At 68.3% G+C, this 23885-nt stretch carries 20 protein-coding genes and 1 pseudogene; 11 read left to right on the top strand and 10 right to left on the bottom strand.

Annotated elements, in window-relative coordinates:
• Nucleotides 1–84 precede the first annotated feature (84 nt).
• From ACQE3M_RS06370 to ACQE3M_RS06380, 3 genes are all read right to left on the bottom strand, one after another.
• Nucleotides 85–2208 carry a hypothetical protein gene (locus tag ACQE3M_RS06370; protein ID WP_430504644.1) on the bottom strand — a complete coding sequence of 708 codons (2124 nt, stop codon included), beginning with the start codon at nt 2206–2208 and terminating at the stop codon, nt 85–87.
• Between the two features lie 1133 nt (nt 2209–3341).
• Complete coding sequence (locus ACQE3M_RS06375; RefSeq protein ID WP_430504645.1) at nt 3342–3764, bottom strand: GtrA family protein; 423 nt, start codon at nt 3762–3764, stop codon at nt 3342–3344.
• Nucleotides 3765–5189, bottom strand: coding sequence for a sulfatase (locus tag ACQE3M_RS06380; protein ID WP_430504647.1), 1425 nt, complete (start codon nt 5187–5189; stop codon nt 3765–3767).
• A 197-nt stretch (nt 5190–5386) separates the two neighbouring features.
• On the opposite strand from ACQE3M_RS06380, the gene ACQE3M_RS06385 reads away from it, so the two are divergent.
• The 5 genes from ACQE3M_RS06385 to ACQE3M_RS06405 all read left to right on the top strand — a co-directional run bounded on the left by ACQE3M_RS06385 (nt 5387) and on the right by ACQE3M_RS06405 (nt 11845).
• Nucleotides 5387–6148: a maleate cis-trans isomerase family protein gene (locus ACQE3M_RS06385; protein WP_430504648.1), complete on the top strand. Its 762-nt coding sequence runs from the start codon at nt 5387–5389 to the stop codon at nt 6146–6148.
• 114 nt (nt 6149–6262) lie between these two features.
• Entirely contained in the window at nt 6263–6805 is a 543-nt protein-coding gene (locus ACQE3M_RS06390; protein WP_430504649.1) for a ribbon-helix-helix protein, CopG family, read from the top strand.
• 115 nt (nt 6806–6920) lie between these two features.
• On the top strand, nt 6921–8135 hold the full coding sequence (locus ACQE3M_RS06395; RefSeq protein ID WP_430504651.1) for an Nramp family divalent metal transporter: 1215 nt from the start codon (nt 6921–6923) through the stop codon (nt 8133–8135).
• On the top strand, nt 8136–10193 hold the full coding sequence (locus tag ACQE3M_RS06400; protein ID WP_430504653.1) for a hydantoinase/oxoprolinase family protein: 2058 nt from the start codon (nt 8136–8138) through the stop codon (nt 10191–10193).
• The gene (locus ACQE3M_RS06405) at nt 10190–11845 is read left to right on the top strand and encodes a hydantoinase B/oxoprolinase family protein (RefSeq protein ID WP_430504655.1); all 1656 of its coding nucleotides are present in this window, start codon (nt 10190–10192) and stop codon (nt 11843–11845) included. Before ACQE3M_RS06400 ends, ACQE3M_RS06405 begins: the two co-directional genes overlap by 4 nt.
• A gap of 18 nt (nt 11846–11863) precedes the next feature.
• On the opposite strand, the gene ACQE3M_RS06410 is transcribed toward ACQE3M_RS06405, so the two are convergent.
• The 7 genes from ACQE3M_RS06410 to ACQE3M_RS06440 all read right to left on the bottom strand — a co-directional run bounded on the left by ACQE3M_RS06410 (nt 11864) and on the right by ACQE3M_RS06440 (nt 18309).
• A complete protein-coding gene (locus ACQE3M_RS06410) occupies nt 11864–12526 on the bottom strand; it encodes a DUF8054 family protein (protein WP_430504657.1) in 663 nt (220 codons plus the stop codon).
• Complete coding sequence (locus ACQE3M_RS06415; RefSeq protein WP_430504659.1) at nt 12523–13290, bottom strand: nucleotide-binding protein; 768 nt, start codon at nt 13288–13290, stop codon at nt 12523–12525. The genes ACQE3M_RS06410 and ACQE3M_RS06415 overlap by 4 nt, the downstream gene beginning before the upstream one ends.
• Before the next feature lie 71 nt (nt 13291–13361).
• Nucleotides 13362–14234 carry a DUF2270 domain-containing protein gene (locus ACQE3M_RS06420; protein ID WP_430504661.1) on the bottom strand — a complete coding sequence of 291 codons (873 nt, stop codon included), beginning with the start codon at nt 14232–14234 and terminating at the stop codon, nt 13362–13364.
• Nucleotides 14235–14301: 67 nt separating this feature from the next.
• Complete coding sequence (locus tag ACQE3M_RS06425; RefSeq protein WP_430504663.1) at nt 14302–16020, bottom strand: cobyric acid synthase; 1719 nt, start codon at nt 16018–16020, stop codon at nt 14302–14304.
• A 2-nt stretch (nt 16021–16022) separates the two neighbouring features.
• Entirely contained in the window at nt 16023–16766 is a 744-nt protein-coding gene (locus ACQE3M_RS06430; protein WP_430504665.1) for a cob(I)yrinic acid a,c-diamide adenosyltransferase, read from the bottom strand.
• Between the two features lie 422 nt (nt 16767–17188).
• On the bottom strand, nt 17189–17341 hold the full coding sequence (locus ACQE3M_RS06435; RefSeq protein ID WP_430504667.1) for a hypothetical protein: 153 nt from the start codon (nt 17339–17341) through the stop codon (nt 17189–17191).
• 137 nt (nt 17342–17478) lie between these two features.
• Nucleotides 17479–18309: a hypothetical protein gene (locus ACQE3M_RS06440; RefSeq protein ID WP_430504669.1), complete on the bottom strand. Its 831-nt coding sequence runs from the start codon at nt 18307–18309 to the stop codon at nt 17479–17481.
• Between the two features lie 99 nt (nt 18310–18408).
• Here ACQE3M_RS06440 and ACQE3M_RS06445 point away from each other — a divergent pair, with 99 nt between their 5' ends.
• The 6 genes and pseudogenes from ACQE3M_RS06445 to ACQE3M_RS06470 form a co-directional block, all read left to right on the top strand.
• A complete protein-coding gene (locus tag ACQE3M_RS06445; RefSeq protein WP_430504671.1) occupies nt 18409–19296 on the top strand; it encodes an SDR family oxidoreductase in 888 nt (295 codons plus the stop codon).
• An 85-nt stretch (nt 19297–19381) separates the two neighbouring features.
• A complete protein-coding gene (locus tag ACQE3M_RS06450) occupies nt 19382–20812 on the top strand; it encodes a D-aminoacyl-tRNA deacylase (RefSeq protein WP_430504673.1) in 1431 nt (476 codons plus the stop codon).
• Between the two features lie 75 nt (nt 20813–20887).
• Entirely contained in the window at nt 20888–22045 is a 1158-nt protein-coding gene (ftsZ, locus tag ACQE3M_RS06455) for a cell division protein FtsZ (RefSeq protein WP_430504675.1), read from the top strand.
• A 135-nt stretch (nt 22046–22180) separates the two neighbouring features.
• Entirely contained in the window at nt 22181–22357 is a 177-nt protein-coding gene (locus ACQE3M_RS06460; RefSeq protein ID WP_430504677.1) for a protein translocase SEC61 complex subunit gamma, read from the top strand.
• Nucleotides 22357–22809 carry a transcription elongation factor Spt5 gene (locus ACQE3M_RS06465; protein ID WP_430504679.1) on the top strand — a complete coding sequence of 151 codons (453 nt, stop codon included), beginning with the start codon at nt 22357–22359 and terminating at the stop codon, nt 22807–22809. Before ACQE3M_RS06460 ends, ACQE3M_RS06465 begins: the two co-directional genes overlap by 1 nt.
• Before the next feature lie 804 nt (nt 22810–23613).
• Nucleotides 23614–23885, top strand: a pseudogene (locus ACQE3M_RS06470) (IS6 family transposase); the annotation flags it as partial.

Below are 23885 nucleotides of genomic sequence, written 5' to 3' on the forward strand. Positions count from 1 at the left end.
AATCGCAGCAACTCGCGGGTGGTTACACGGCAGCAACTCGCGGGTGGGGTACCAGGTAGGGGGACCGGTTTCGGAGCCCGGTCGCTACAGCTTCTCGGCCGCTTTCGCCTGTTCGGTCCGCTTGCGGGACTGGCCCAGGCGTTTCTCCGCGGCGTTCGCCAGCCCCTCCGGGAGGTCGTCGGTGGCCGCCTGCAGCCGGTCGCTCACGGTCTCGAGTCGGGTCGCGACGGCCTCGAGGCGCTTGTCCGCGCTGTTCGCGTTGCCGGCCTCGGCCGCCTCCCGGGCGCGTTCGGCGGCGTCGGCGACGGCTGCGAGCGCCGTTGCAAGTCCCTTGATTGCGTTACTCGATCCACCGGAGTCGGTCCCGCCGCCCCCCGAGCCGTTCCCTGAGGTGTCGTCGTCATCGTCGCCGTCGTCATCGCTGTCGGCGACCGCAGCGACCTCGGCCCGCGTCTCCTCGGCGACGTCGGCGAGGTAGCCCGCGAGCGGGGCCTTTCCCGTCGAGGGCTTCTCGATGCGAACCGCGTCCTCGTCGGACGGGTTAACCCGGTAGGCACCGACCTCGTCGTCGACGTCGCGGACCTCGCTCGTGTACGCGCCGCCGTCGTGGACGTAGACCGCATCCGGGCCCGAGAGCGGCGCGTCGTACAGCCGCCCGGCGAAGTCGTCCTCGACCGCGAGGCCGGAGAGCTCCCGGTCGCTGGCGGCGGCGTCGACCTCGAGCTTCGTCGCCCGCTCGCGCGCAACGGTCGGGATCTCCCCGTCCGCGCCGGCGACGGTCGGCCCCTCGGCGGCCGAATCGACCGTGATCGGCTCGCTGTGCGGGGCCACGCCCGCGCCGTTGACCGTGAGCCGATGGTCGCCCTCGGCGACGTCCTGCAGCATGACGACGCCCCGGAACGTCGGCGCCGCGGTCGGCTCGCTTTCGAGGAGCGCCACGGACTCGACCGTGGATGCGACGGTCTTCAGGCCCTCGTCCGTCGGCGCGTCCGCGGTCGTAACCGCCTCCGTCACGCTGGCGACGACGTTCTCGACCGAGCCGGCCGCGCCGATGGCCGCGTACTGCTCCGCCAGCGCGCTCCGGTGGGTGCCGTCGGAGATGTCGGCCGCGGGGTTCTCGTAGCGCGGCTGGCTCCAGGGCGTCCCCGTCGTGGTGATGTGACCCGCGATGGCGTCCTCCGCGAACTGCGGGACCTCGAACTCGAAGCTCAGCTGCGGGCCGACGAAGTCGTCGATGTGCTCGATTTCGGTCGTCGGGACGAGCTCGTACTCGACGTCCGTCCGCTCGGCCTCGCGCTCGCCGTGATCGAAGACGAGCCCCGTCGCCCGCTCCGGGAGGTCCGCCGGCGGCGAGGTGAGCGCGTCGAACGAGCGGACCGTCAGCTCGCTCGGGATCAGGTTCTCCGGGTCGACGTTCGGGAGTCGTTCGTGGTCGACGAGCGGCCCGCCGTCGAGCTCCGGGACGACGTACGGGAGCCGGGACCCCTCGTCGCGCGGGAGGCCGTACGCGGCCGGAATGGACGCCAGGTCCTCGATCCCCTCGATGGCGTCGTTCGTGATGTCCGCGAACGTCCCGCCGGTCGGGAGGCGCTGGAAGGCGTCTTCCTCGTCGTTGACGGAGAGCGCGCTCGAGTGCGAGCCCAGCTCCGTGAGGATGCGCGGGACCATCTCGGGGTCCGGGTCGAGGAACTCGTTGTTCGGGATCTTTCGGGAGTGCGAGCTGGCGACGTACAGCTTCGGGTCGCCCGTGTCGGTGTCGACGAAGACGTGGAGCACCTCCCAGTCGTGCCAGTGGAAGTTCGTCGTGAACTGGTCGAACGCGGAGTACAGCCAGAACTGGACGACGGCCAGCGGCGACTCCTCGTACTCGACCGCCTGGAAGAACACCGTCGGGTCCGGCGGCGACTCCGATTCCTCGTACCGCTTCGTGTACCCGTCGAACGCGTCGAAGCCGTCGACGACCGTGCTCCCGTCCTGCTCCGACTCGTAGGGCCGGGGGTCGGTCGGGAACCACTGCTCGGCTTCGTCGAAGTACAGCGTCGGTGCGAAGCGGGTCGCCAGCTCCCGCGCGCGCTCGTCGCTCAGCGTCGTCGCCGAGTTATCAGGCTCCGATTCGAGGGCGGAACAGCCAGCGAGCCCCGCGGCGCCGGTCCCCGCCATCGCGCCGAGAACCGCACGCCTGCTTAGACCTCGCTCTTCCGACGGCATCGTCTACAGCGCTCCTCCGAGACGGCTGGCGTGGCTCGTGAGCCGCCACCGTGCCCGGCTCGTGTCGCGACTACTGCTCATGGACGTTGCAGTCGGCCTCCACGGATAGGCTTTCTGGGGTCTACGAGAGAACGGGATTGATCTTTTTGAATCGACGATGTGTTTGAGATGGGGCATTCGATAGGGACCTAAGCGTGTAGTATGGCCTTGGCCTCTCTCACTGCGTCGGTTTGGACAGATGACACGGGCTTGCTCTTTACGGCAACGCAAACTCTCAGAAAGCCCCAAGTCGGTCTTGCTGATAAGGCATACTTAAAAACGTAGATGCTGCTGTGCTCTACGGCCCCGCAGACACCTCGAAAGCCCTCGGCCGGTCGTATGTGTTGGTCTAAACAGGTTATACGGACTTGCTCTCGACAGCACCGCAAACACCCAGAAAGCCCTCGGCCGCTCGCGGTCGCTCCGCGACATATCCGCGGCTCTCCGCACCGCCCGCCGCGGATAGGGGCTGACGGAGCGACTCCCCTGCGGCGCGACCGGCCGTCGCCCTTTCAGTCCGCCAGGACCGCAACAGCGACAGCAACCGCGACCGCGACAGCGACAGCACCGGACAGCGACCGCAAGCCTCAGTCCTCCCCAGCCTCGGCCGGGGCGCGCCGGCACGGCACCGCTCGGCGCGCCCCGCCCTCCCTCGCACGCGTTGCTCGCGCGCGCCACCGCACCCGCACCGCACGCCGGTCAGCCGGCGAGCGACGACCGCCAACCAGCCGCCGCTCGCGACGCCCGGCCACCACTCGGTGGGCGGGACTGAAAGGGGCAGCCGCTGCGCGGGACGCCCTGCGAAGCTAGCACTAAGCCAGCGAACGAGAGACCGAAGGGAGCGAGTGAACTGGCGAGGCGCGCAGCAAGCAGCGCGACCGCCCAGCGGCTGGGGCTTTCTGGGCATGCTGAGTGGTGTCGCAAGCATCGACAGCCGAATTCATTTATAAGTGTGAGCACTCAGCAACAACCGCTTTCAAGACATACTGAGACATCTCGCCAGCGACGTCCACACACTCCACCGAATAGCACGCATTTATAAACGGCGTCGCGGACGTCGATGTTCGAAGAAGTCCAGGAGAAAACCCGCCCACTTAGCCCCAGGTCCAGCGCGAGTCGAACCAGTAGCGGTAGAAGCCGCTGATCACGATCCCGACGCCGTTCGCGATCAGGTACGGGATGGCGGTCTGGCTGACGAGGCCGTAGAGGACGCCCAGCTGAATGGGGATCGCCGTCCCGCGGACCAGGTTCGTCTTTGCGAGGCCGGTCAGGTACGTGCGGACCGTGACGTGGCCGCTCTCGCTGAACGTCCAGGCGTTGTTCGCGACGAACTGCAACAGGATCGTGATCTCGATCGCGACCGCCGCGGCGATCAGGTACTGCAACCCGGCGACCTCGACGAACGCGGCCAGGAGGACCATCTGGATCCCGGCGGCGGCGGCACCCACGAGGGCGAACCGACGGAGCCGTTCGGCCTCGGGCCCGTACAGGAGCGCGCGGAGATAGCGTCGGACCATCTACCGATAACCGAGTGCCTCGAGCCGTGTCTCGACGTCCCCCTCGACGTCCGGTTCCGCCGCCTCGTCGGCCTCGGCCAGCTGGCGCTCGTACTCGCGGACGGCCGGTTCGAGGCGGTCCCGGGCTGACGCGGCCTCCGTATCCGGGTCCGGTAGCAGGTTCAGCTGCTGGGTCGGGTCCGCCGCCCGGTCGTACAGCTCCCGCTCGTCGCCGTCCGTGTTCTCGATGTACACCCACCGGCCGTCGCGCGCGCTCACCCAGAGGTCGCCGTCCTCGAGGGACCGGGGAATGGGCTGGTCCGTTACGTCGTCGCCGCGGACGGTTACCGAGACGACGGGGTCCGCCTCGGGCCGGTCGCCGTGTTCGACCGTTCCGAGGAGACTCTCGCCGGCCCAGTCTGTTGCGGGGTCGACGTCGAGCAGGTCGGTTACCGTCGGCGGGATCGCGTCGAGCCCGACCGGGTCGGTGACGCGGCGCCCCTCGGTGCCCGGCACGTTCACGATCAGTGGGACGTGAATGAGTTCGTCGTACAGCTTCGGGTAGTGGGCCAGGTGGCCGTGCTCCATGAACTCCTCGCCGTGGTCGCCGGCGACGACCACCGCCGTCTCGTCGTCGACGCCCTCCGCCGACAGCGTGTCGAGAAGGCGGTCGACGCTCGCGTCCACCTGTCGCACGCCGCCCTGGTAGAGCGTCCGGAGGTCCGCGAGCGTCTTGTCGCCGACCTTCCAGCCGAGCCCCGTCCGGACGTGCGCGGACAGCATCCGGAGCTTCCCCATCCGGTCGTCGGAGACCTCCCGGAGATACCGCGGCGCCGGGACGTACGGCGTGTGGGCGTCCATGTAGTGGACCCACAGGAAGAACGGCTCCTCGGCGTTCTCGATGAACTCCGTCGCCTTCGCTTCGACGTCGAGCATGCGCGAGGCGTCCGTGAACGGGCGGTCGTCGGAGCCGCCACGGAGGTACGACCCGGCGCGGCGGAACGGCGAGCTGACCAGCTGCATCCACGCGCCGAACGTCGGGTGCGCGGCGACGAACTCCCCGGTCCGGCTGCCGTCGGTGTTGCCGACGAACGCCTCGAAGTCGTCGAAGCCGTCGTCGTAGCCCCAGATATCCGTGAGGAAGCCGTTTGCAGCGTTGAAGCCGCCGGTCGCGACGCTGGCCGCGGACAGCTGTTCGGCAACCGTCGTCGACTCCGTGACGCCGATCCGCCCGGAATCGGTGAACACCGGCCGCGAGGCGAGGATCGACGGGAACGACATCGGCGTCCAGTTCCCGTGCGCGAACGCGTTCTCGAAGACGGTGCCGTCGTCCGCGAGCGACGACAGCGTCGGCGTGACCCGGCTGCTGTCGTACGGCTCGATCGCGTCCGCACGGAGCGAATCAACGGTCACGAGGAGAACGTTGGACGGAGAGGTGTCAGACATGGATGGTGTTGGCGTTTCGTCCGGGTAGCACGCCGGACCCCGGCCGCGCTCGGATCGAAATTCGTTACGCCCGGTTAGGGTGGATCCCCCTGTGAATGTTGTGATCACCGCCTTGGTCACCCGAGGGTTTGCACGAAACGGGTTCACAGACCGGTGGCGGAAAAGCATTAACCCAGTGGACGAGGGTATGACGAGACATGCACGGTAAACGGGGACGGCTCGGCCTCATCGTTCCCTCCTCGAATACGACGAACGAACCGGAGTTCGCGGCTGCACTCCCCGCGGACGTGTCGCTTCATACCGCCAGAATGCGCCTCGTCGACGTCGCTGCCGACGACCTCTCGGCGATGGCCGACGACACGGAGCGGTGTGCGGACCTCCTGGCGACCGCCGACGTCGACGTCGTCGCCTACGGCTGTACGACCGGGAGTCTCGTCCACGGCCCGGGGTACGATCGGGAGATCGAGCAGCGCATCGCAGACCGCGTCGACGTCCCGGCGGTCGCGACCGCTGCCTCGGTCAAGCGGGCCTTCGAGGCGCTCGGCGTGGAGTCCGTCGCGGTCACGACGCCGTATACCGACGATCTGAACGACCGCGAGGAAACGTTCCTGGACGACGCCGGTTACGACGTGGTCGCAATGACGGGGCTCGGCCTGGACTCGAACGTCGAGATCGGCGAGCAGTTCCCCGAAACGGCGGCCGAGGCGGCCCGGGAGGCGGACGCCCCCGCCGCGGACGCCGTGTTCATCTCCTGCACGAACTACCGGACCTTCGAGGCGATCCCCGAGCTCGAGGCGGAACTCGACAAGCCCGTCGTGACGAGCAACCAGGCGACGCTCTGGGACGCGCTGCACCGACTCGACGGGGACGGGCGAACAGCCAGCGGGAGCGAGCGCGACGTCGACGAACCGACGCGGGACCTCGGTCGGCTCTTCGAGCAGCCACATCCGTCAGCGTAGGGAGATACCGAACCCCCGGAGGTGTCTTCTCAGCGACAGCAGTTCTCACGAGATGCGCGGGTATCGGCGTTCAGAACCGTGAGATATACGCAGACGGACCTCATTCGAAAGGACATGCCACAAGAGCGCGTCACCGTCTCGCTCGACGCCGATGCGAAGGTGGCCCTCGACGACGTCGTCGATCGGACGGGGGCGGCCCAGAGCGAGGTCGTCAGGCGAGCCTTGACCTTCTACGCGGCCAACTTCGAGGCGGAGACGCCGAGTGGAAGCGACGAGAACCTCGCTGACTACCACCGGATGCTGTCGGGCGGCGAACACGTCCTGATGGACGTGGACTTCATGCACGCCTTCCTCGACAACGTCGACCGCGAGGACCCCGACGAGGCGTTCATCGAGGCGATCGACCGCGTCTCGCAGTACCACGCCTACGAGTACGCCGAACGCTTCGACGACGTTGGCGAGCTGCTCGACTGGCTCGCTCTCTGCGGGTTCCTCACTGTTCGCGACGCGGAGGGGGACACCTACCACGTCGTCTTCCCCTCCGAGCCGGCCCGCTGGTTCATGACCCGGTTCATCCGGAAGAGTACGACGGAAGTCGACTTCGAGGTGCGGATCGAGGAGAGCGTCTCGAAAGCCCTCGTCATTCAGCAGGACTGAGGCTGCGTTCAGTGGACCGACGCCGCATTCATACGACGTGTGAAGGAGTATGATCTAATCTACACGGTTCTTAAGAACCCTTTTCCACCGTAAGCGGACTCCAATAGATGGAACCATGCCAAACGCTATCATCGAGCGGCTGAAGTCGATCGGTCCGGGCGCGATGGTCGCCGCGGCGTTCATCGGTCCAGGGACTGTGACGACCGCGAGCGTCACCGGTGCGGCGTTCGGATACTCGCTGATCTGGACGATCGCCTTCTCCATCGGCGCGACGATCGTGTTGCAGGAAATGAGTGCCCGCCTCGGACTCGTCACCGGAAAGGGGCTCGGGGAAGGGCTGCGCGACCAGTTCGACAGTAGCGTCGCACAGTGGGTCAGTATCGCGCTCGTCGTCTCGGCGATCGGCGTCGGGACCGCGGCCTACGAAGCCGGGAACATCCTCGGTGGTGCCGCCGGACTCGAGGTGATAACTGGCATCAGCGCCAACGTCTGGGGGCCGATAATGGGGCTGTTCGCCGGTGTCCTTCTCTGGAGCGGGAAGTACGAACTCATCGAGAAGTCGCTCGTCGGCCTCGTCGGGGTGATGGTCGTCGCGTTCGTCCTCGACGCCATCATCGTCGGGCCGAACTGGGGCGCGCTTGCGGCGGGCTTCGTGCCCGGAATCCCGGACGGATCGCTGTACCTCGTCACGGGGCTCATCGGGACGACGGTCGTCGGATACAACCTCTTCCTGCACGCCTCGAGCGTCACGGACCGGTGGAGCGGACCCGAGGACATCCAGGAGTCCCGGACTGACACCGTCCTCTCCATCGCGCTCGGTGGCCTCATCACCATCGCCGTTCTCGTGACCGCGGCTGCAGCCTTCCCGCGCGGCACCGAGATCCAGAACGTCGGCCAGATGGCGGAGCAGCTCGAGCCCCTCGCCGGCGCACACGCGAAGTGGCTGTTCAGCATCGGTATCTTCGCCGCCGGCTTCACCTCCGCGACGACCGCGCCGTTGGCCGGAGCCTATGCGACTGCCGGCGCACTCGGCTGGGAGTACGACCTCTCGTCGACGCGCTTCCGCGCAGTGTGGGGAACGATCCTCGGCGTCGGTATCGTCTCCTCCGGACTCGGCTACAGCCCCGTTCAGGTCATCGTCTTCGCGCAGGTGGCCAACGGTATCCTCTTGCCCATCGTCGCCATCTTCCTCATCTACGTGATGAACGACGACGAGACGCTCGGCGAGTACACGAACGGGACCTGGTCGAACGTCCTCGGGGCGCTCGTCACGCTCATCGTCGTCTGGCTCGGCATCCGAACGCTCCTCTCTATCGCCGGAGTGGTATAAATGAGTCAGGACGATCGAATCCGGCTCGGCGCCGACGTCGGCGGCACCTTCACCGACGTCGTGCTCGCTACCGACGACGACCTCGTCACGACGAAAGTCCCGACGACGGCCGACCAGAGCGTCGGCGTGGTCGACGGCGTCCGCAAGGCCTGCGCCGAAGCCGGTATCGACCCCGGCGACGTCGACGAGTTCACGCACGCGATGACTGTCTCCGTCAACGCGCTCCTCGAGGAGACGGGCGCAAAGACGGCGCTCGTCACGACCGAGGGCTTCCGCGACGTGCTCGAGATCGGGCGGCAGGACCGCCCCGACCTGTACGACCTCTCCGCCCAGCGGCCCGACCCGCTGGTCCCGCGCCGGCGACGGTTCGAGGTCCCCGAGCGAACGACGCCGGAGGGCGTCGAGAGCGACGACGGCACTGCGGACGCCGCTGGTGGCTCCCCCGTCGACGAGGCCGCCGTCCGCGAGGTCGCGGCCGACGTCCGCGACTGCGACGCCGAGAGCGTCGCCGTCTCGCTGCTCCACGCCTACGCCGACCCGACGAACGAGCAGCGCGTCGCCGACATCCTTGAAGAGGAGCTGGACGTTCCGGTCTCGACGTCCCACGAGGTGCTCGCCGAGTTCCGCGAGTACGAGCGCACCTCCACGACCGTCGTCGACGCGTACGTGACGCCGAAGATCGACAGCTACCTCGGTCGGCTCACGACCGAGGCGGTCGACCTTGGCCTCCCCGAACCGCTCGTCATGCAGGCCAACGGCGGCATTGCGGACGCCGACACGGTCCGCGAGCACGCCGTGACGACGTCGATGTCCGGCCCCGCCGCGGGCGTCGTCGGCGCGAACGCCGCGGCCGGCGCCGTCGCCGACGAGCGCGACCTCCGCGGGCTCGTCACCTTCGACATGGGCGGCACCTCGAGCGACGTGAGCCTCGTGCGCGACGGCGAAGCCGAGCGCACCACGGACGCCGAGATCAACGGCCGGCCCGTCCGGACGCCGATGGTCGACGTGACGACCGTCGGCGCCGGCGGCGGCTCCATCGCGTGGGTCGACGAGGGCGGCGCGCTGCGCGTCGGGCCGCGCTCGGCCGGCGCGGAGCCCGGCCCGGCCTGCTACGGTAAGGGCGGCACCGAGCCGACCGTCACCGACGCGAACCTCGTGCTCGGCTACGTCGGCGAGGACGCCGACCTCGGCGGCGAGCTTTCCCTCGACGCGGACGCCGCCTACGACGCGCTCGCCGACCTCGCCGACGAGGCGGGGATGGCCGGGCCGGTCGAGGCCGCGCGGGGCGTCTACCGCGTCGCCAACGCGAACATGGCCCGCGCCATCCGGCTGGCAACGGTCGAGCGTGGCCACGACCCGCGCCAGTTCGGCCTCGTCGCGTTCGGCGGCGCCGGCCCGATGCACGCCGCCGCGCTCGCGAGCGACCTCGACGTCGGCACGGTCGTCGTCCCGCCGGCCTGCGGCGTCCTCTCCGCGTACGGGCTGCTCGCGGCCGACGAGAAGCACGACGCCGTCCGGACCTACCGCACGCCCCTCGCCGAGGCCGACCCCGAGGCAGTCGACGAGCGCTACGACGAGCTCGAGCGCGAGGCGCTCGCCGAGGCCCGCGACCCCGACGCGGCCGTGGTCGAGCGCCAGGCGGACCTCCGTTACGGCGGCCAGAGCTTCGAGCTGACCGTCGCGGTCGACGACGTATTCGACCCCGAGGCCGTCGCCGAGCGCTTCCACGACGCGCACGAGGCGACGTACGGCTACCGGATGGACGACCAGGTCGACCTCGTCAACCTGCGCGTGACGGCGACGACCGAACGGGCGGAGCCCGCGACCGCACACACGGCCGGGCAGGGGGCTGAGCCCGACGTCCGGGAGGCCCGATTCGGCGCCGACGGCGACGTCTACGAGACGGCGATCTACCAGCGATCGGCCCTGCCGGTCGGTCACACCATCGGCGGGCCGGCCGTCGTCGAGGGCGGACAGAGCACCGTCGTCGTCCCGCCGGCGTGGGACGCCGAGGTCAGACCGGACGCGACGCTCGTGCTTACGGAGGAAGACCAATGACCGATACCACCAGCGGAGAGACGGACAGCGACGTCGACCCAGTGACCCTCGAGATCCTGCGCAACCAGCTCGAGGGCGTCGCCGAGGAGATGGGTCAGGTGCTCATCCGCGGCGCCTACTCGCCGAACATCAAGGAGCGGCAGGACTGCTCGACCGCCCTGTTCGACGCCGAGGGTCGCATGGTCGCGCAGGCGGAGCACATCCCGGTCCACCTCGGTGCGATGCCGGAGGCCGTCGCGGCCGTCCGCGAGCAGGATCCCGAGCCTGGCGACGTCTGGATCCTCAACGACCCCTTCGAGGGCGGGACGCACCTGCCGGACGTGACACTCGTCTCGCCGCTCTCGCCCGAGGGCGCCGAAAACGCGGAGGATCCGGATGTCGTCGGCTACGCCGTCTCCCGCGCACACCACGCCGACGTCGGCGGGTCGACGCCGGGCAGCATGCCGGCCGGCGCCCGCGAGATCTACGAGGAGGGCATCCGCCTGCCGGGCGTCCGCCTCGCTCGCGACGGCGAGATCGTCGACGACGTCATGTCGCTGTTCCTCGCGAACGTTCGGACCCCGGACGAGCGCCGAGCCGACATCCGCGCCCAGCTCGCCGCCCACGATCGGGCCGAGGAGCGCCTGGGCGACCTGCTGGCCGAACACGGGGAAACGGTCCTCGACGCCTTCGACGCGGTCATCGACTACTCGCGCGACCGCGTCGCGGCCGAGCTCGCGGAGCTGCCCGACGGGACCTATGCCGCAAGCGACGTGCTCGAGGGCGACGGCGTGACCGACGAGGACGTCCCCATCGAGGTGACCGTGACGGTCGACGGCTCGACGCTCGACGTCGACTTCGCCGGCACCGCCGACCAGGTCGCCGGCAACCTCAACGCGCCGCTGGCCGTGGCGAAGAGCGCGGTCTACTTCGTCGTGCGCTGTCTGACCGACCCCGAAATTCCGCCGAATCAGGGCTGTTACGACCCCGTCTCCGTTTCGGCGCCCGAGGGATCGCTGCTCAACCCGACCTCGCCGGCGGCCGTCGTCGGCGGCAACGTGGAGACGAGCCAGCGCGTCACCGACGTCGTCTTCGCGGCGCTGGCGGGCGCCGTCCCGGAGCGCGCCCCGGCGCAGGGCCAGGGGACGATGAACAACCTCATCGTCGGCTCGCGCGAGGGCGACTTCGCCTACTACGAGACCATCGGCGGCGGCGCCGGGGCGACTAGCGACGCCGACGGCATGGACGGCGTGCAGGTCGGGATGACCAACACGTTGAACACGCCCGTCGAGGTGCTGGAGGCCGAGTACCCGCTCCGCGTCGAGCGGTACGCGCTCCGGTCCGGTACCGGCGGCGACGGCGAGCACCGCGGCGGGCTCGGGCTCGAACGGGCGCTGACCGTCGAGCGCGACGCCACCGTCTCCCTGCTGACGGAGCGACGCCGCACCCGTCCCCGGGGTGTCGCCGGCGGCGAGGACGGCGCGACGGGCGAGAACCTCGTCGACGGCGAGCCGGTTCCGGCGAAGACGACCCAGGACGTCGAAGCCGGTTCGACCGTCACCGTCCGGACGCCGGGCGGCGGCGGGCACGGCGACCCCGCCGAGCGCGACGAGGAGGCCCGCGAGGCCGACCGTCGCGACGGCAAACTCGACGACGAGTCGGCGGACGCGTAGCAGGCCCCGAGGGAGCGATCACTCGGAACTCGTCCCGAGCGCGTCGCTCGCGACCTCGTTCTGGTCGGAGTTGTCGGCGCTTGCGAGTTCGGTTGCTGTTTCTTCGAGAGGATCTTCGGTCTCCTCGAGCTGGTCGTCCAGTCCCCACTCCGCGGCCCGCTCGGCGGCCTCCTCGCGGGCCTGCTCGCGGATCGCGTCGATGCGGTCGCCATCCGCGAGGAACGACTCGACGGCACTCGCGTCCTCGTCGGTCTCCAGCCGCTCCGTCGGCGCCGCGGCCCTGGTGTCGTCGGCGAGGTCGGGCGCGTCGGCGAGCTCCTCCGCGGGCATCCCCGGCGGGACGGTCAGTTCGGGGGTGTCGTGGGCTTCGGCCAGAGCTGCGGCGTCGACCGCGAAGAGCTCGATCCGGTACGGCCCGGGGACAGCAAGGTCCGCGAGCGCGTCGGCGCCGCCGTTGTCGGTGGCGGTGTTGTACGCGAGGACCGGAACGCCGTCCTCGAAGGTCACGACGCCGCGGGCGTCCCCGTCGAGCATCAGCGCGTCCTGCGGGACGAGCGTCGCGTAGCCCGTCAGATCGCGGTCGAGCGCGCTCGCGAGGACGGTTTGCGGGCTCTCGACGACCCGCGCCCGGAGGAGCTCTCCGCGGGGAATGTGAAGCGCGTCGGGCGTCTCGCCGCTCATGGCGTGTCGGGGGCGACGGCGCTCCGGAACCGGTCGGCGACCCCGTGCTCGTCGCCGTCGTGGACGTCGATCCGGGCGGCCGCCCGGCGATAGGCCGCGGCGGCGTCGCTCTCGGGCGCGTGCGCGAGCAGTGGCTTGCCCGCCCGGCGTGCCTCGCGAGCGACCTCCGCGGCGGGGACCTGCGCGAGGGTCTGCCCGCCGAACCGGCGCTCGGCCTGCTCCGCGACGCGGTCGGCCCGCTCCCGGACCTTGTTGAACAGCACGCCAGCGACGTCCGTGCCGTACGACCGGGCGTACTCCTGGACCTTCAGCCCGTCCGAGAGCGCGGGGATCGTCGGCTGGACGACGACCACGACGCGGTCGGCGAGGACGATGGGGAGGATCGCCGACTTCGAGCCGAGCGCGGCCGGGGAGTCGAGCAGGATGACGTCCGTGTCCGCCGCGAGGTCGGCGACGACGTCGCGGAGGCGGGCGGGATCGGCCTCCGAGAACGCCGCCAGCGATGTCCCGCAGGGGACGACGGAGAGCCCGAAGCGGTCGTACGTGGCCTCCGCGACGGTCGTCCCGGTCTCCTCGACCAGCAGGTCGTGGAGCGTCACGTCGACGTCGTCGAGGCCCGCGTGGAACAGGAGGTTCGCCATCCCGGTATCGGCGTCGACGACGGTCACGTCGTGGGTCTCGGACAGCGCCATCCCGAGCGCGAGCGTGCTCGTCGTCTTCCCCGTGCCGCCCTTGCCGCTGGCGACGGCGAACGCTTCGACCATACGCGGGTTGTCTTCCCCTTCGGGTTAAAAATTACGCGAGGATCAGAGAAATCAGGGTGGCTCGTCCCGAGTCAGTCGTCCCAGGCGGCGATGTTGCGATCCCGCAGTTCGCCTTTCGCCTGCCACTCGCGCGGGCGGAACGCGACGACGACGGCGCCGCCGACGACCGTCCCGATGGCTCCGAGCACCAGGACGCCCGGAACGGCCCCGATCGCCGCGCTCTCCGGGAGGCCCCCGTTCCCGAATGTGGAGACGTGTGCGGCCCACGTCGCCACGAGGAGGAACAGCAGCGGGAGATAGACGCGCCGGAGCCGGTGGGCGAGCGCCTCCTCGAACGTGATCTTCACCTCCGGCTTCCGATAGTCCCTGGCGAGCTGGCGACGCCAGTTCTCGTCGTCGACGTCGTAGCTCGGGTCCAGTCCCGGCGCGATGGCGTTCTCCTGGAGCAGCCGGACGCGCGAGCGCCAGACGTCGTAGGCGCGGTAGCGGTGCGCCTCCATCCCGAGAAACGTCAATAGCGTCCCGATACCGATGAGCACGATGAAGTGCGGCTGGGTGCTGCTCGAGAACGCGTAGGTGACCACCGCGGCGCTCATCATGACGCCCCACTTCGTCGTGCGGTCGAGTCGCACTCGCCAGCGGTTCATTCGGTGGACCTCCCCCCGGTAGAGATGCGCGAACGCCGAGCTCGGGGCCATGTCGTCGGCGAACAGCCCCTTGCCGACTTCGGATGGGGGGAGGTCCGTGGGGACGTACCCGGACGCGTCGGGTGAGATACCGGCTTCGCCGTTTCCGGTCGTGGCACTCGCGCGGGCGTCGCTGGCGCTGGCGTCGCTGGCGCTGGCGTCGGCCTCGCTCGCGCTGCTTCCGCTCCCCGCGCTGGCGGCGTCGCTCGCGCCGTTGCCAGCGGTGTCCCGGTCGACGCCCCCGTCGTCGCTGCTCATAGCTTCGAACTGTCGATGAAACGACTGGTGCGGCGAAAACCGTTTGGGCCGCTCCGCTCCGACACGATCAGCCGCGGTCGACGCCGTCGTCGCCGGCGTCGAACGAGCGCAAGTCGAGTGGGTCGAGGTCGACGTGGTCGCGCAGCAGGTCGGCGGCGCGGTCGTAGCCGGTTCCGGTCCGCTCCTCGCCCGTCGGTCGATCGCGACCGGCGTGGGCGAAGACGCGGTCGAGGAACGCGTCGCGGGCGACCTCGTTCTCGAACAGTCCGTGGAGGTACGTTCCGAGGACGCGGTCCGTTGCAGCGCCGAGGGCCGCGCCGTCGCCGCCGTCGTCTCCGGCCAGCCCACGGCTTTCCGCGGCCGTCGCGAAGGGGAACGTCAGGTCGTGGGCGTCGCCGTCGACCCGCGTCTCGCCCATGTGGATCTCGTAGCCGGCTACGTCCCCATTAGCGCCCGCCAGCGGGCCGGCGCCGTTCAACCGCAGCTCGGTCGCGACGACGCGCTTCCGCTCTCTGAACGTGGTTTCGACCGGGAGCAGGCCGAAGCCGGCGACGGTGCTGTCTCCGCTCCCCTCGCCAACGTCGTCGCTGGCGCTCTCGACGTCGGCCCGCCGGATGCGCTCGCCGAGGAGCTGGTAGCCGCCACAGAGGCCGACGACTGGCCCGTCGAACGCGCGGAGTTCCTCGCCGAAGCCGGCCTCGCGGGCGGCGTGCAGGTCGTCGACGGTGTTCTTCGTTCCCGGGAGGACGACGGCGTCAGCGTCAGCGTCGGCGTCGGCCTTCCCCCCGGTGAGGTCGGCGTCGAGCGGCACGTACGCGACGCGCACGCCCGGTTCGGCGGCCAGTGGCTCCAGGTCGGTGAAGTTGGAGACGCGCGGGAGCCGTGGGACGGCGACGGTGACCGACTGCTCTGCGTCGACGCCGTCGTCGGCGCCGCGGACCGCGCGCTCGTCTTCGGCCGGGAGGTCAACGCTGTCCTCCGCCGGGAGCCCCGGGTCGTCGTAGGGGACGACGCCGAGGACGGGGACGCCCGTCCGGTTCTCGAACTCCTCGATTCCGGGCTGCAGGAGGTCGACGTCGCCCCGGAACTTCGTGATGACCGTGCCGGCGACGCGCTCGCGGAGGTCGTCGGGCAGGAGTTCGAGGGTCCCGACCAGCGACGCGAACACGCCGCCGCGCTCGATGTCGGCGACGAGGACGACGTCCGCGTCCGCGAACCGCGCGGTCTCGACGTTGGCGATGTCGCGGTGCTGGAGGTTGATCTCGGCGATGGAGCCGGCCCCCTCGGCGACGACGACGTCGTGAGCCGTTGCAAGTCGAGCGTGGGCCGCCTCGGCCGTCGCTCGTGCCCGATCCCAGTGCTCCTCGTAGTAGTCACCCGCCGCGTAGTGCGCGACTGCTTCGCCATCGAGGACGAGCTGTGACTCCCCCTCGCCGCGCGGTTTGAGGAGGACGGGGTTGTGGTCGGTCGAGGGGCGGACGCGGGCCGCCTGCGCGTGGACGTACTGCGAGACGCCGATCTCGCCGAACGCGACCTCGTCGCGGCTTCGGTCGGTCGACCTCGACGCCGTCACCTTCGGTACCGCGCGAGCGTTGTTCGACATGTTCTGTCCTTTAAAGGGCGCGACGTCGACGCCGCGGTCGGCGAGCAGGCGACAGAGCCCGGTCGCGACGGTGGATTTGCCGACGTGGCTCGCGGTCCCCGCGACGAGGATCGTTCGGGCGTCGGGATCGCCGTCGCGTTCGCCCTCCGCCGCGGCCGACTCGTCCCCGATCGCGTTCGACATCGTCAGAACTCGGTGCCCTTCCGGGCGCGCTGGCCCTCGCCGATCGGGTGCTTCTCCTTGCCAACCTCGGTGACCAGGTCCGCGTGGTCGTAGAGGAACTCGGGCTTCGTGTGACTCCCGGTGAGCACGAGCTCGAGGTCGTCAGGCTTGTCAGCGATCAGGTCGAGGACGGCCTCCTCGTCGACGAGCCCCTTGTCGACGGCGTAGAGGATCTCGTCGAGGATCAGGAGGTGCATCCCGGCGTCGGCGTCGGCCTCGAGCGGGAAGGGGCTCGTGAGGTCGGCCTCGTGGGCCGTGTCGAGGAGGTCGCGAGTCCGCTGGAGGCCGCCCTGCGCCTTCGCCGCGTGGTCGTCCTCCGCGGAGCCGTCGCGCATGCCATGCCAGCCGTAGTGGCCCGTGTTCTCGTAGGTGAACCCGGGGAGCGCGGCGATGGCGTTGTACTCGCCGCGCACGTCCTCGACGGAGTCGGCGCCGCCCTTCATGAACTGGACCATGTGGACGCGGTAGCCGTGGCCGGCGGCGCGAGCGCCCATCCCGAGGGCGGCGGTCGTCTTCCCCTTGCCGTCACCCCACCAGACCTGCACCAGGCCGAACTCCTCCGGGGCGCCGGGATCGACGCGCTTTGCGTCGGGCGTGACGCCGCTGCCGGGGGTTCCCTGTCGCTTCGCGGCCTCGCGGCGGTCGTCGGTCGACTGCCCTTCCGGGGCCGACCCCGACTCCACGTCCTGCTCCGCGTTATCGCTCATGGGGCATGGTTCACGGCGACGGCCTTGAATGGGTCGGACGGGCGGCAGTCGCAGTGGCCGACGGTACGAGCGAGTCGCCGGCAGCGCGTCCATCCACCGCCGTGCGTCCGCTGGCGACGATGTCTCACTCCGTGTCCGGCGGCGTGAGCGTGAAGACGTTCCCCCGTGATCCGTCTATCCGAGTGGATAGGTTGCCAGAGGAGAGCATCACCCTCCAGCGGACGAGCCGGAGGCCGAAGCCGCTTCCGTTCGTTGTGATCGACGATGTTCTCGACGAGTTACCGTAGAGCCACCTCGAAGAGTTCCTCCCCGATGACTGCGACGAGAACGTCGCGGTCGCCGGTGCCGTCCTCGCGGAGCGTTCCGTTCCGGCGTATTTGGCCGTGACATCCGTACTGGGATACTTACCTCGGCGGCGCCGGCTATGCGGTCAACGCGGCCGTCATGGACATCGCCACCGCCGACTCGGCTTCTTGGAGCGTCCGCTCCATGTCGCCGGCTTGCTCGGCGAGACCAAGGACATAGTCGGGGGAGGCCTGGGCCATTTTTACGTGGCCAGTGGCCTCCCCCGACATGGTTTCTCGAGGTGTTACGGGCGACCGAGCGCGACGTTGTGATCGTTGCGAACGTGGTGACGGAGGATGCGGTTGATTACGTCAATGTGCTGCTCGCACTCCGGCATTCTCTCCGACCTCTATCTCGTGAGGCCGGGCTACCAGTCGCCTTCAAATTCCACTTGGAGGTTGCATTCCGAAGCAAGTTCTTCTAATCGGCGGACTTTATCCTCTTTTTTATAATGAGTGTCCAAATAGAACCCGCGTGAGAGCTCTTTGTAGTGACGCATTCTCTCATTACCGTCCGGATACGTTGGTTGGTTATTGATGAGTGCCTTCTTTTTAACTACGTATGGAATTGAAATCCGATTGATCAAGTTGTATTCCCTGATTAGGAAGTTCACGACATCGGCCATTACCTCAGCCTGATCTTTATTCTCATCCTCGCCAAATGTCTTGATTCTGCCTTCGTGATTGTTTATATGAACGACGTATCCATTCACGTATCCATTAGATAACTTGGGCCAGCCCTGAACGATTGTAGAAGTATCTCCCTCATCGGGTTCTTCCCCTTCAAACTCTGAAATAAGTTTTTGAACATTCTGCTTAAACTCGCCCGTATTTAAACCTACTCTGCGAGTGCAGCTGTCGCGGACAGTATCCTCGTAAACCTCAGCACTCTCGATATTTTGATTCCCTTTCGCATACTCTTTTGCCCGGTCTTGGACAGCATCTTGCCAAGATAGACCGTTTCGCATTCGTTTAGCCACACCCAGAACGTTCGCAGAGGTTTTTCCACCTGGGGAGAGATCAAATTCATCTCTAACCAACTCAGTGAAGGTTTCGTATGGCTGATTATCGTGGTCGGAGCCAACCGCCTCTCGCGCAAGAGAGGCTACATACTGGTTTACTTCTTTCCGGTCCTCAGCTGCCTGTTTTACTAAGTCAAAATATACTTCGTCCGAAACTCTCACATTTATCTCCTTCATATGGGCAGTATGTACATACTCCCTGGTTAAATCATTTTGGCCAGCGGACCGGCCGAGTTCACCTACCGGCCCCGTCGCGGACGAACAAGCCGGGGAGTTATGTCGGGCGCGGTCGTGGGGGGAGACGTGCAGAAGACGGTACTCATCACCGGCTGCTCCTCGGGAATTGGCCGCGCGACGGCCCGAGCCTTCAACGACGAAGGCTGGACCGTCTACGCGACGGCGCGAAACCCCGCGGACATCCAGACGCTCGGGGAGGAAGGCTGCGAACTCGCGACGCTCGACGTGACCGAACAGGACGACGTCGACCGCGTCGTCGACCGCATCCTCGACGAGGAGGGCGCGATCGACTGCCTCGTCAACAACGCTGGCTACGGCCAGTTCGGCCCCATCGAGGACGTGCCGGTCGAGAAGGTGCACGACCAGTTCGACGTGAACGTCTACGGCCCCCATCGGCTCACGCGCGCCGTGCTCCCGCACATGCGCCGCGAGCGCGACGGGACGATAATCAACCTGTCCTCGGTCGCCGGGCGCGTCTCCTTCCCCACCGGCGGCGTCTACTGCGGGTCGAAGTTCGCCCTGGAGGCGATGTCGGACGCGCTGCGCGCGGAGGTCGACGAGTACGGCATCGACGTCGTGCTCGTCGAACCCGGCCCGGTGAAGACGGACTTCTCGGCCCGGGCTCGCGACGAGGTCGTCACGGATGACGAGGACGGCGAGACGACCGACGATGGCGGCCTCGACCGCTCGGGCGCCTACGAGGCCTTCTACGACATCTTCGAGGACACCGAGGCGATCGGTGGCGGCGGCGTCGGCGCGGTCGAACCGGAGCGCGTCGCCGAGGAGGTGCTGAACGCGGCGAGTTCGACGAAGCCGAACGCCCGCTACCAGCCCGGCCTGGCCGCCCGCATCGGCGTCCTCGGGCGGTTCGTCCCGGACTGGCTGCGCGACAAAGGATTCGCGACGATCCGGAAGTTCACGTCGTAACCGCGTTCGTCTCGGCGAACTCGACCTCAACCGGTTTCCGTCGAAACCGACGCCTATTCGGTTCGCGGGCGCGGAGTGACGGGCAGTGATCGGGATCGTCGTCAGTCGTGCGGATCGAGCCTCGGAACACATCGGCCAGCAACTGCTACAGGTCGCGGACTGGGCGGAACACGAGGACGCCGAGCGGCCGGACGCCGAGGGTGGCGGGACCTTCTACCGGCGCGAGGGGTTCGAGCTGCGCACGTTCGAGGACCTCCACATTTACCTCGGTGACCCGACGCCCGCGTTCGGCGGAAGCGGCGGTGCCGGCAGCGACGGCGGCGACGAGGCGGACCCCGCCATCGACGTGCTCGTGTTCGTCTCCCGCCATTCGGGCGAAACGGGCGCGCTGCTCACCGCCCACTTCACGGGCAACTTCGGCCCGGCGGAGTACGGCGGCAGCGACGGCGAGATGGCCCGGGCGGCGCCGAACGCCCAGAAGCAGCTCGTCGAGCGCTTCGCGGCACACGCCCCGGAGCGGTACGACGTCGGCATCGAGTGTACCCACCACGGGCCCAGCGACACGGCCGTCCCCTCGCTGTTCGCGGAGCTCGGCTCCGGCGACCAGCAGTGGGACGACGTCGAGGGGGCTCGCGCCGTCGCCGAGGCCGTGCTCGACCTGGAGGGCAAGGGGCCGGACGTCGTCGGTGACGACGGGCGGCGGCGGCACGTCGTCGGCTTCGGCGGCGGCCACTACGTCCCGCGCTTCACGCGCATCGTCGAGGAGACGGCGTGGGGCGTCGGCCACATCGGCGCGGACTGGCAGCTCGCGGAGATGGGCGCGCCCGAGGCAAACCGAGACGTCCTCGAACGCGCGTTCGACGCCAGCGCGGCCGAGTACGCCGTCGTCGAGGGCGAGAAACCGGAGCTGACGGAGACCGTCGAGGACCTCGGCTACCGCGTCGTCGGCGAGACGTGGGTGAACGAGGTCGGCGAGCGCCCGCTCGCGCTCGTCGAAGCTGTCGAGGACGCGATCGCGACCGTCGCCGACGGACTTCGGTTCGGGGCCGTGGTACCGGACGTCGGGAACGACGCGACCGCGAGCGAGACGTTCGTCCTCCGCGAGCTACCCGACGAGCTCCTCGCGAACGCGCAGGGGATCGACCCGGACGCGGTCCGCGAGGTCGTCGAAGCTACGACCGTGGCCTTCGAAACCGAGCAAGCTGGGTCGCGTGCGACGGGACGTGCGGCGTTCCCGGACGACGCGGCGTGGGTGGCCCTCGTCGAGGCACTCGCGTCGATCCTCCGCCGGAAGTACGACGCGGTGACAGTGCAGGACGAGGTCGTCGTCGCTCGCGAGGAGGCGTTCGACCCCGCGCTTGCGGCGAAATGGGGCGTCCCGGAGGGGCCGAAGTTCGGGCGGCTCGCGTCCGGCGAATCCGTCGAGCTGGACCGCAAGACGGTCGATCCGGAGGACGTCCGACGGGAACAGGAGGAGCGATTCCCGCTGCCCCGGTCGCCGGAAGCGCAAGAATAGGCCGCAAGAAGCGTCATACCCCCGTCTGACGCAGGGGGAAAGATAAATAGGCACGGGCAGGAAAACGACGCCATAATGGACTCTATCGTGGAGGATGCTATCGACGAGGCCGAGGAGTCCGGGTCCGACGAGGGGTCCGGGGAGCTCGGTGGGGAACCCGGCGCTGGGGCCGCCGACGCCGCGCCGCAGACCGGGAAGATGACCGACGAGGAACTACAGGACGTTCTGCAGGATCTCCAGACCAATATCACGGTCGTCGGCTGCGGTGGCGCCGGCGGCAACACGGTCAACCGGATGAAGGAGGAGGGGATCCACGGCGCGAAGCTCGTCGCCGCCAACACCGACGTCCAGCACCTCGTGAACATCGATGCCGACACCAAGATCCTGATGGGCCAGCAGAAGACCCAGGGACGCGGTGCCGGGTCGCTCCCGCAGGTCGGCGAGGAGGCCGCCCTCGAGAGCCAGGAGGAGATCTACGACTCGATCGAGGGCTCGGACATGGTGTTCGTCACCGCCGGCCTCGGCGGCGGCACGGGCACCGGCTCCGCGCCGGTCGTCGCCAAGGCCGCCCGCGAGTCGGGCGCGCTCACCATCGCCATCGTCACGACGCCGTTCACGGCCGAGGGCGAGGTCCGCCGGACGAACGCGGAAGCCGGCCTCGAGCGCCTCCGCGACGTCTCCGACACCGTCATCGTCGTGCCGAACGACCGCCTGCTGGACTCGGTCGGGAAGCTCCCTGTCCGCCAGGCGTTCAAGGTCTCCGACGAGGTGCTGATGCGCTCGGTGAAGGGCATCACCGAGCTGATCACGAAGCCCGGGCTGGTCAACCTCGACTTCGCGGACGTTCGCACCGTGATGGAGAAGGGCGGCGTCGCGATGATCGGCCTCGGGGAGTCCGACTCCGAGTCGAAGGCGCAAGACTCCGTCAAGAGCGCCCTCCGCTCGCCGCTGCTCGACGTCGACATCTCCGGCGCGAACTCCGCGCTGGTGAACGTCACCGGCGGGACGGACATGTCCATCGAGGAGGCCGAGGGCGTCGTCGAGGAGATCTACGACCGGATCGACCCCGACGCGCGCATCATCTGGGGTACGTCCGTCGACGAGGAGATCGAGGGCCAGATGCGCACGATGATCGTCGTCACCGGCGTCGAGTCGCCGCAGATCTACGGCCGCAACGAGGCGGCCCAGGCGAAAGCGGAGAAGAAGCTCGAGGACATCGACTACGTCGAGTAATCGGCGTCGCCTCCGTTTCGTTTCCTCCCGGTCGGAGTTGGTTCACGCACCAGTGCCGAGTGTATCCTGACTGTTGGCATACGTCACGCCCAGATGATAACATAAAAAACGCCTCGCCGATTAGCTACGGCTAACATGGACGTTCCGTACGATCTCAACAGTTACATTCGGGTGCTGAAGCTGGCGAGCACCCCCAGCACCGAGGAGTTCCTCCAGGTGTCGAAGATCGCCGGTGCCGGGATCCTCCTGATCGGCTTCCTCGGCTTCCTGATCTTCACCGTCATGAGCTTCCTGCCCGGGGTTGGTGTCTGATGGGTATCTACTCCGTCAAGACCACCGCGAGCCAGGAGCGCACGGTCGCCGACATGATCGCCGAGAAGGAGATGCCGGAGATCCACGCCGTCCTCGCGCCCGACCAGCTCACGAGCTACGTGATGGTCGAGGCCGAGGACGGCAACGTGTTCGCCCGCATCCTCGACGAGATCCCGCACGCGAACGGCGTCATCTCGGGCTCCGATGGCCCCGCTGAGAGCGGGTTCTCCGAAGTCGAGCACTTCCTCTCGCCGACGCCCGACGTCGAGGGCATCGCGGAGGGCGACATCGTCGAGCTCATCGCCGGCCCGTTCAAGGGCGAGAAGGCCCGCGTCCAGCGCATCGACGAGGGCAAAGACCAGGTGACCGTCGAGCTGTACGAGGCGACGGTCCCGATTCCGGTGACGGTCCGCGGCGACCAGATCCGCGTGCTCGACTCCGAAGAGCGCTGATTTTCGGTTACTAGCGGTTCTTTTTCGGTTTTTCTCGTGGTCATTAGGTTGGGCTTTGTATACTCCCGCGACGGCGGCGACGGTGCTCGTCGTCGCTCGGGAAACACGGGTGACGAGCGCTCGTGCTTATAAATAAGGGTAGGAACCGTGTCCAGAGACACCACTCAGCACATCTTGAAAGCCCCAGCCGCTGACCGGTCGCGCTGCTCGCTGCGCTCCTCACCAACTCGCTCCCTTCGGTCGCTCGTTGATTGCGGTGCTTGCTTCGCAGGGCGTCCCGCTCAGCGGCTGCCCCTTTCAGTCCCGCCCGGGAGTGGTGGCCGGGCGTCGTTCGCGGCGGCTGGATCGCTGCCGACGCGCGGCGGCTTTCCGGCGTGCGGTGCGGGGCGGCCGGCGCGCGCGAGCAACGCGTGCGAGGGAGGCCGGTGGCGCGCCGAGGCGGTGCGGGACCGGCGCGCCCCGGTCGAGGCTGGGGTGGCCTGAGGCTTGCGGCAGCTGTGCGGTCGCAGTTGCGGTGGTGTTGCGGTCCTGGCGGACTGAAAGGGCGACGGCCGGTCGCGCCGAAGGGGGAGTCGCTGAGTCGACCCCTATCCGCGCCGGGCCGTGCGGAGAGGCGCGGATATGTCGCTCAGCGACCGCGAGCGGCCGAGGGCTTTCTGGGTGTTTGCGGTGCGGTCAATCACAGCAGCGTCTGCACCTATACATCCTGTTTATAAGCGAGAGCGGCCGAGGGATTTCTGGCTGTGGTGGTGGCGGTGTTCAGATAAGGATGAAGGGTGAGGCGGGACGATCTTTGAGTGGTCTATGCTCGAAACCGCCCGCCTCACCGGTGGTAGCGACGGCTTCGAGTTAGATTTTATGGAGCGAGAGGCGACACCCGAGTCGGCGATGAAGCTCGGTATCCAACTCCATCTGGCTGGGCTTTCGCTGTCGGATACCGTCACGATCCTCGGTGAATTGGGTGTCGACCGCTGTCGCACCACCGTTCACAACTGGGTGCAGAAGGCCGATTTACAGCCGCTTGACGGTGCAAACCCGGATCACGTCGCCGTCGATGAAACTGTGATCCAGCTCAA

Origin of the sequence: Halosubterraneus shenae (assembly GCF_050510935.1) — an archaeon.
Classification (GTDB): Archaea; Halobacteriota; Halobacteria; order Halobacteriales; family Haloferacaceae; genus JBDGPU01.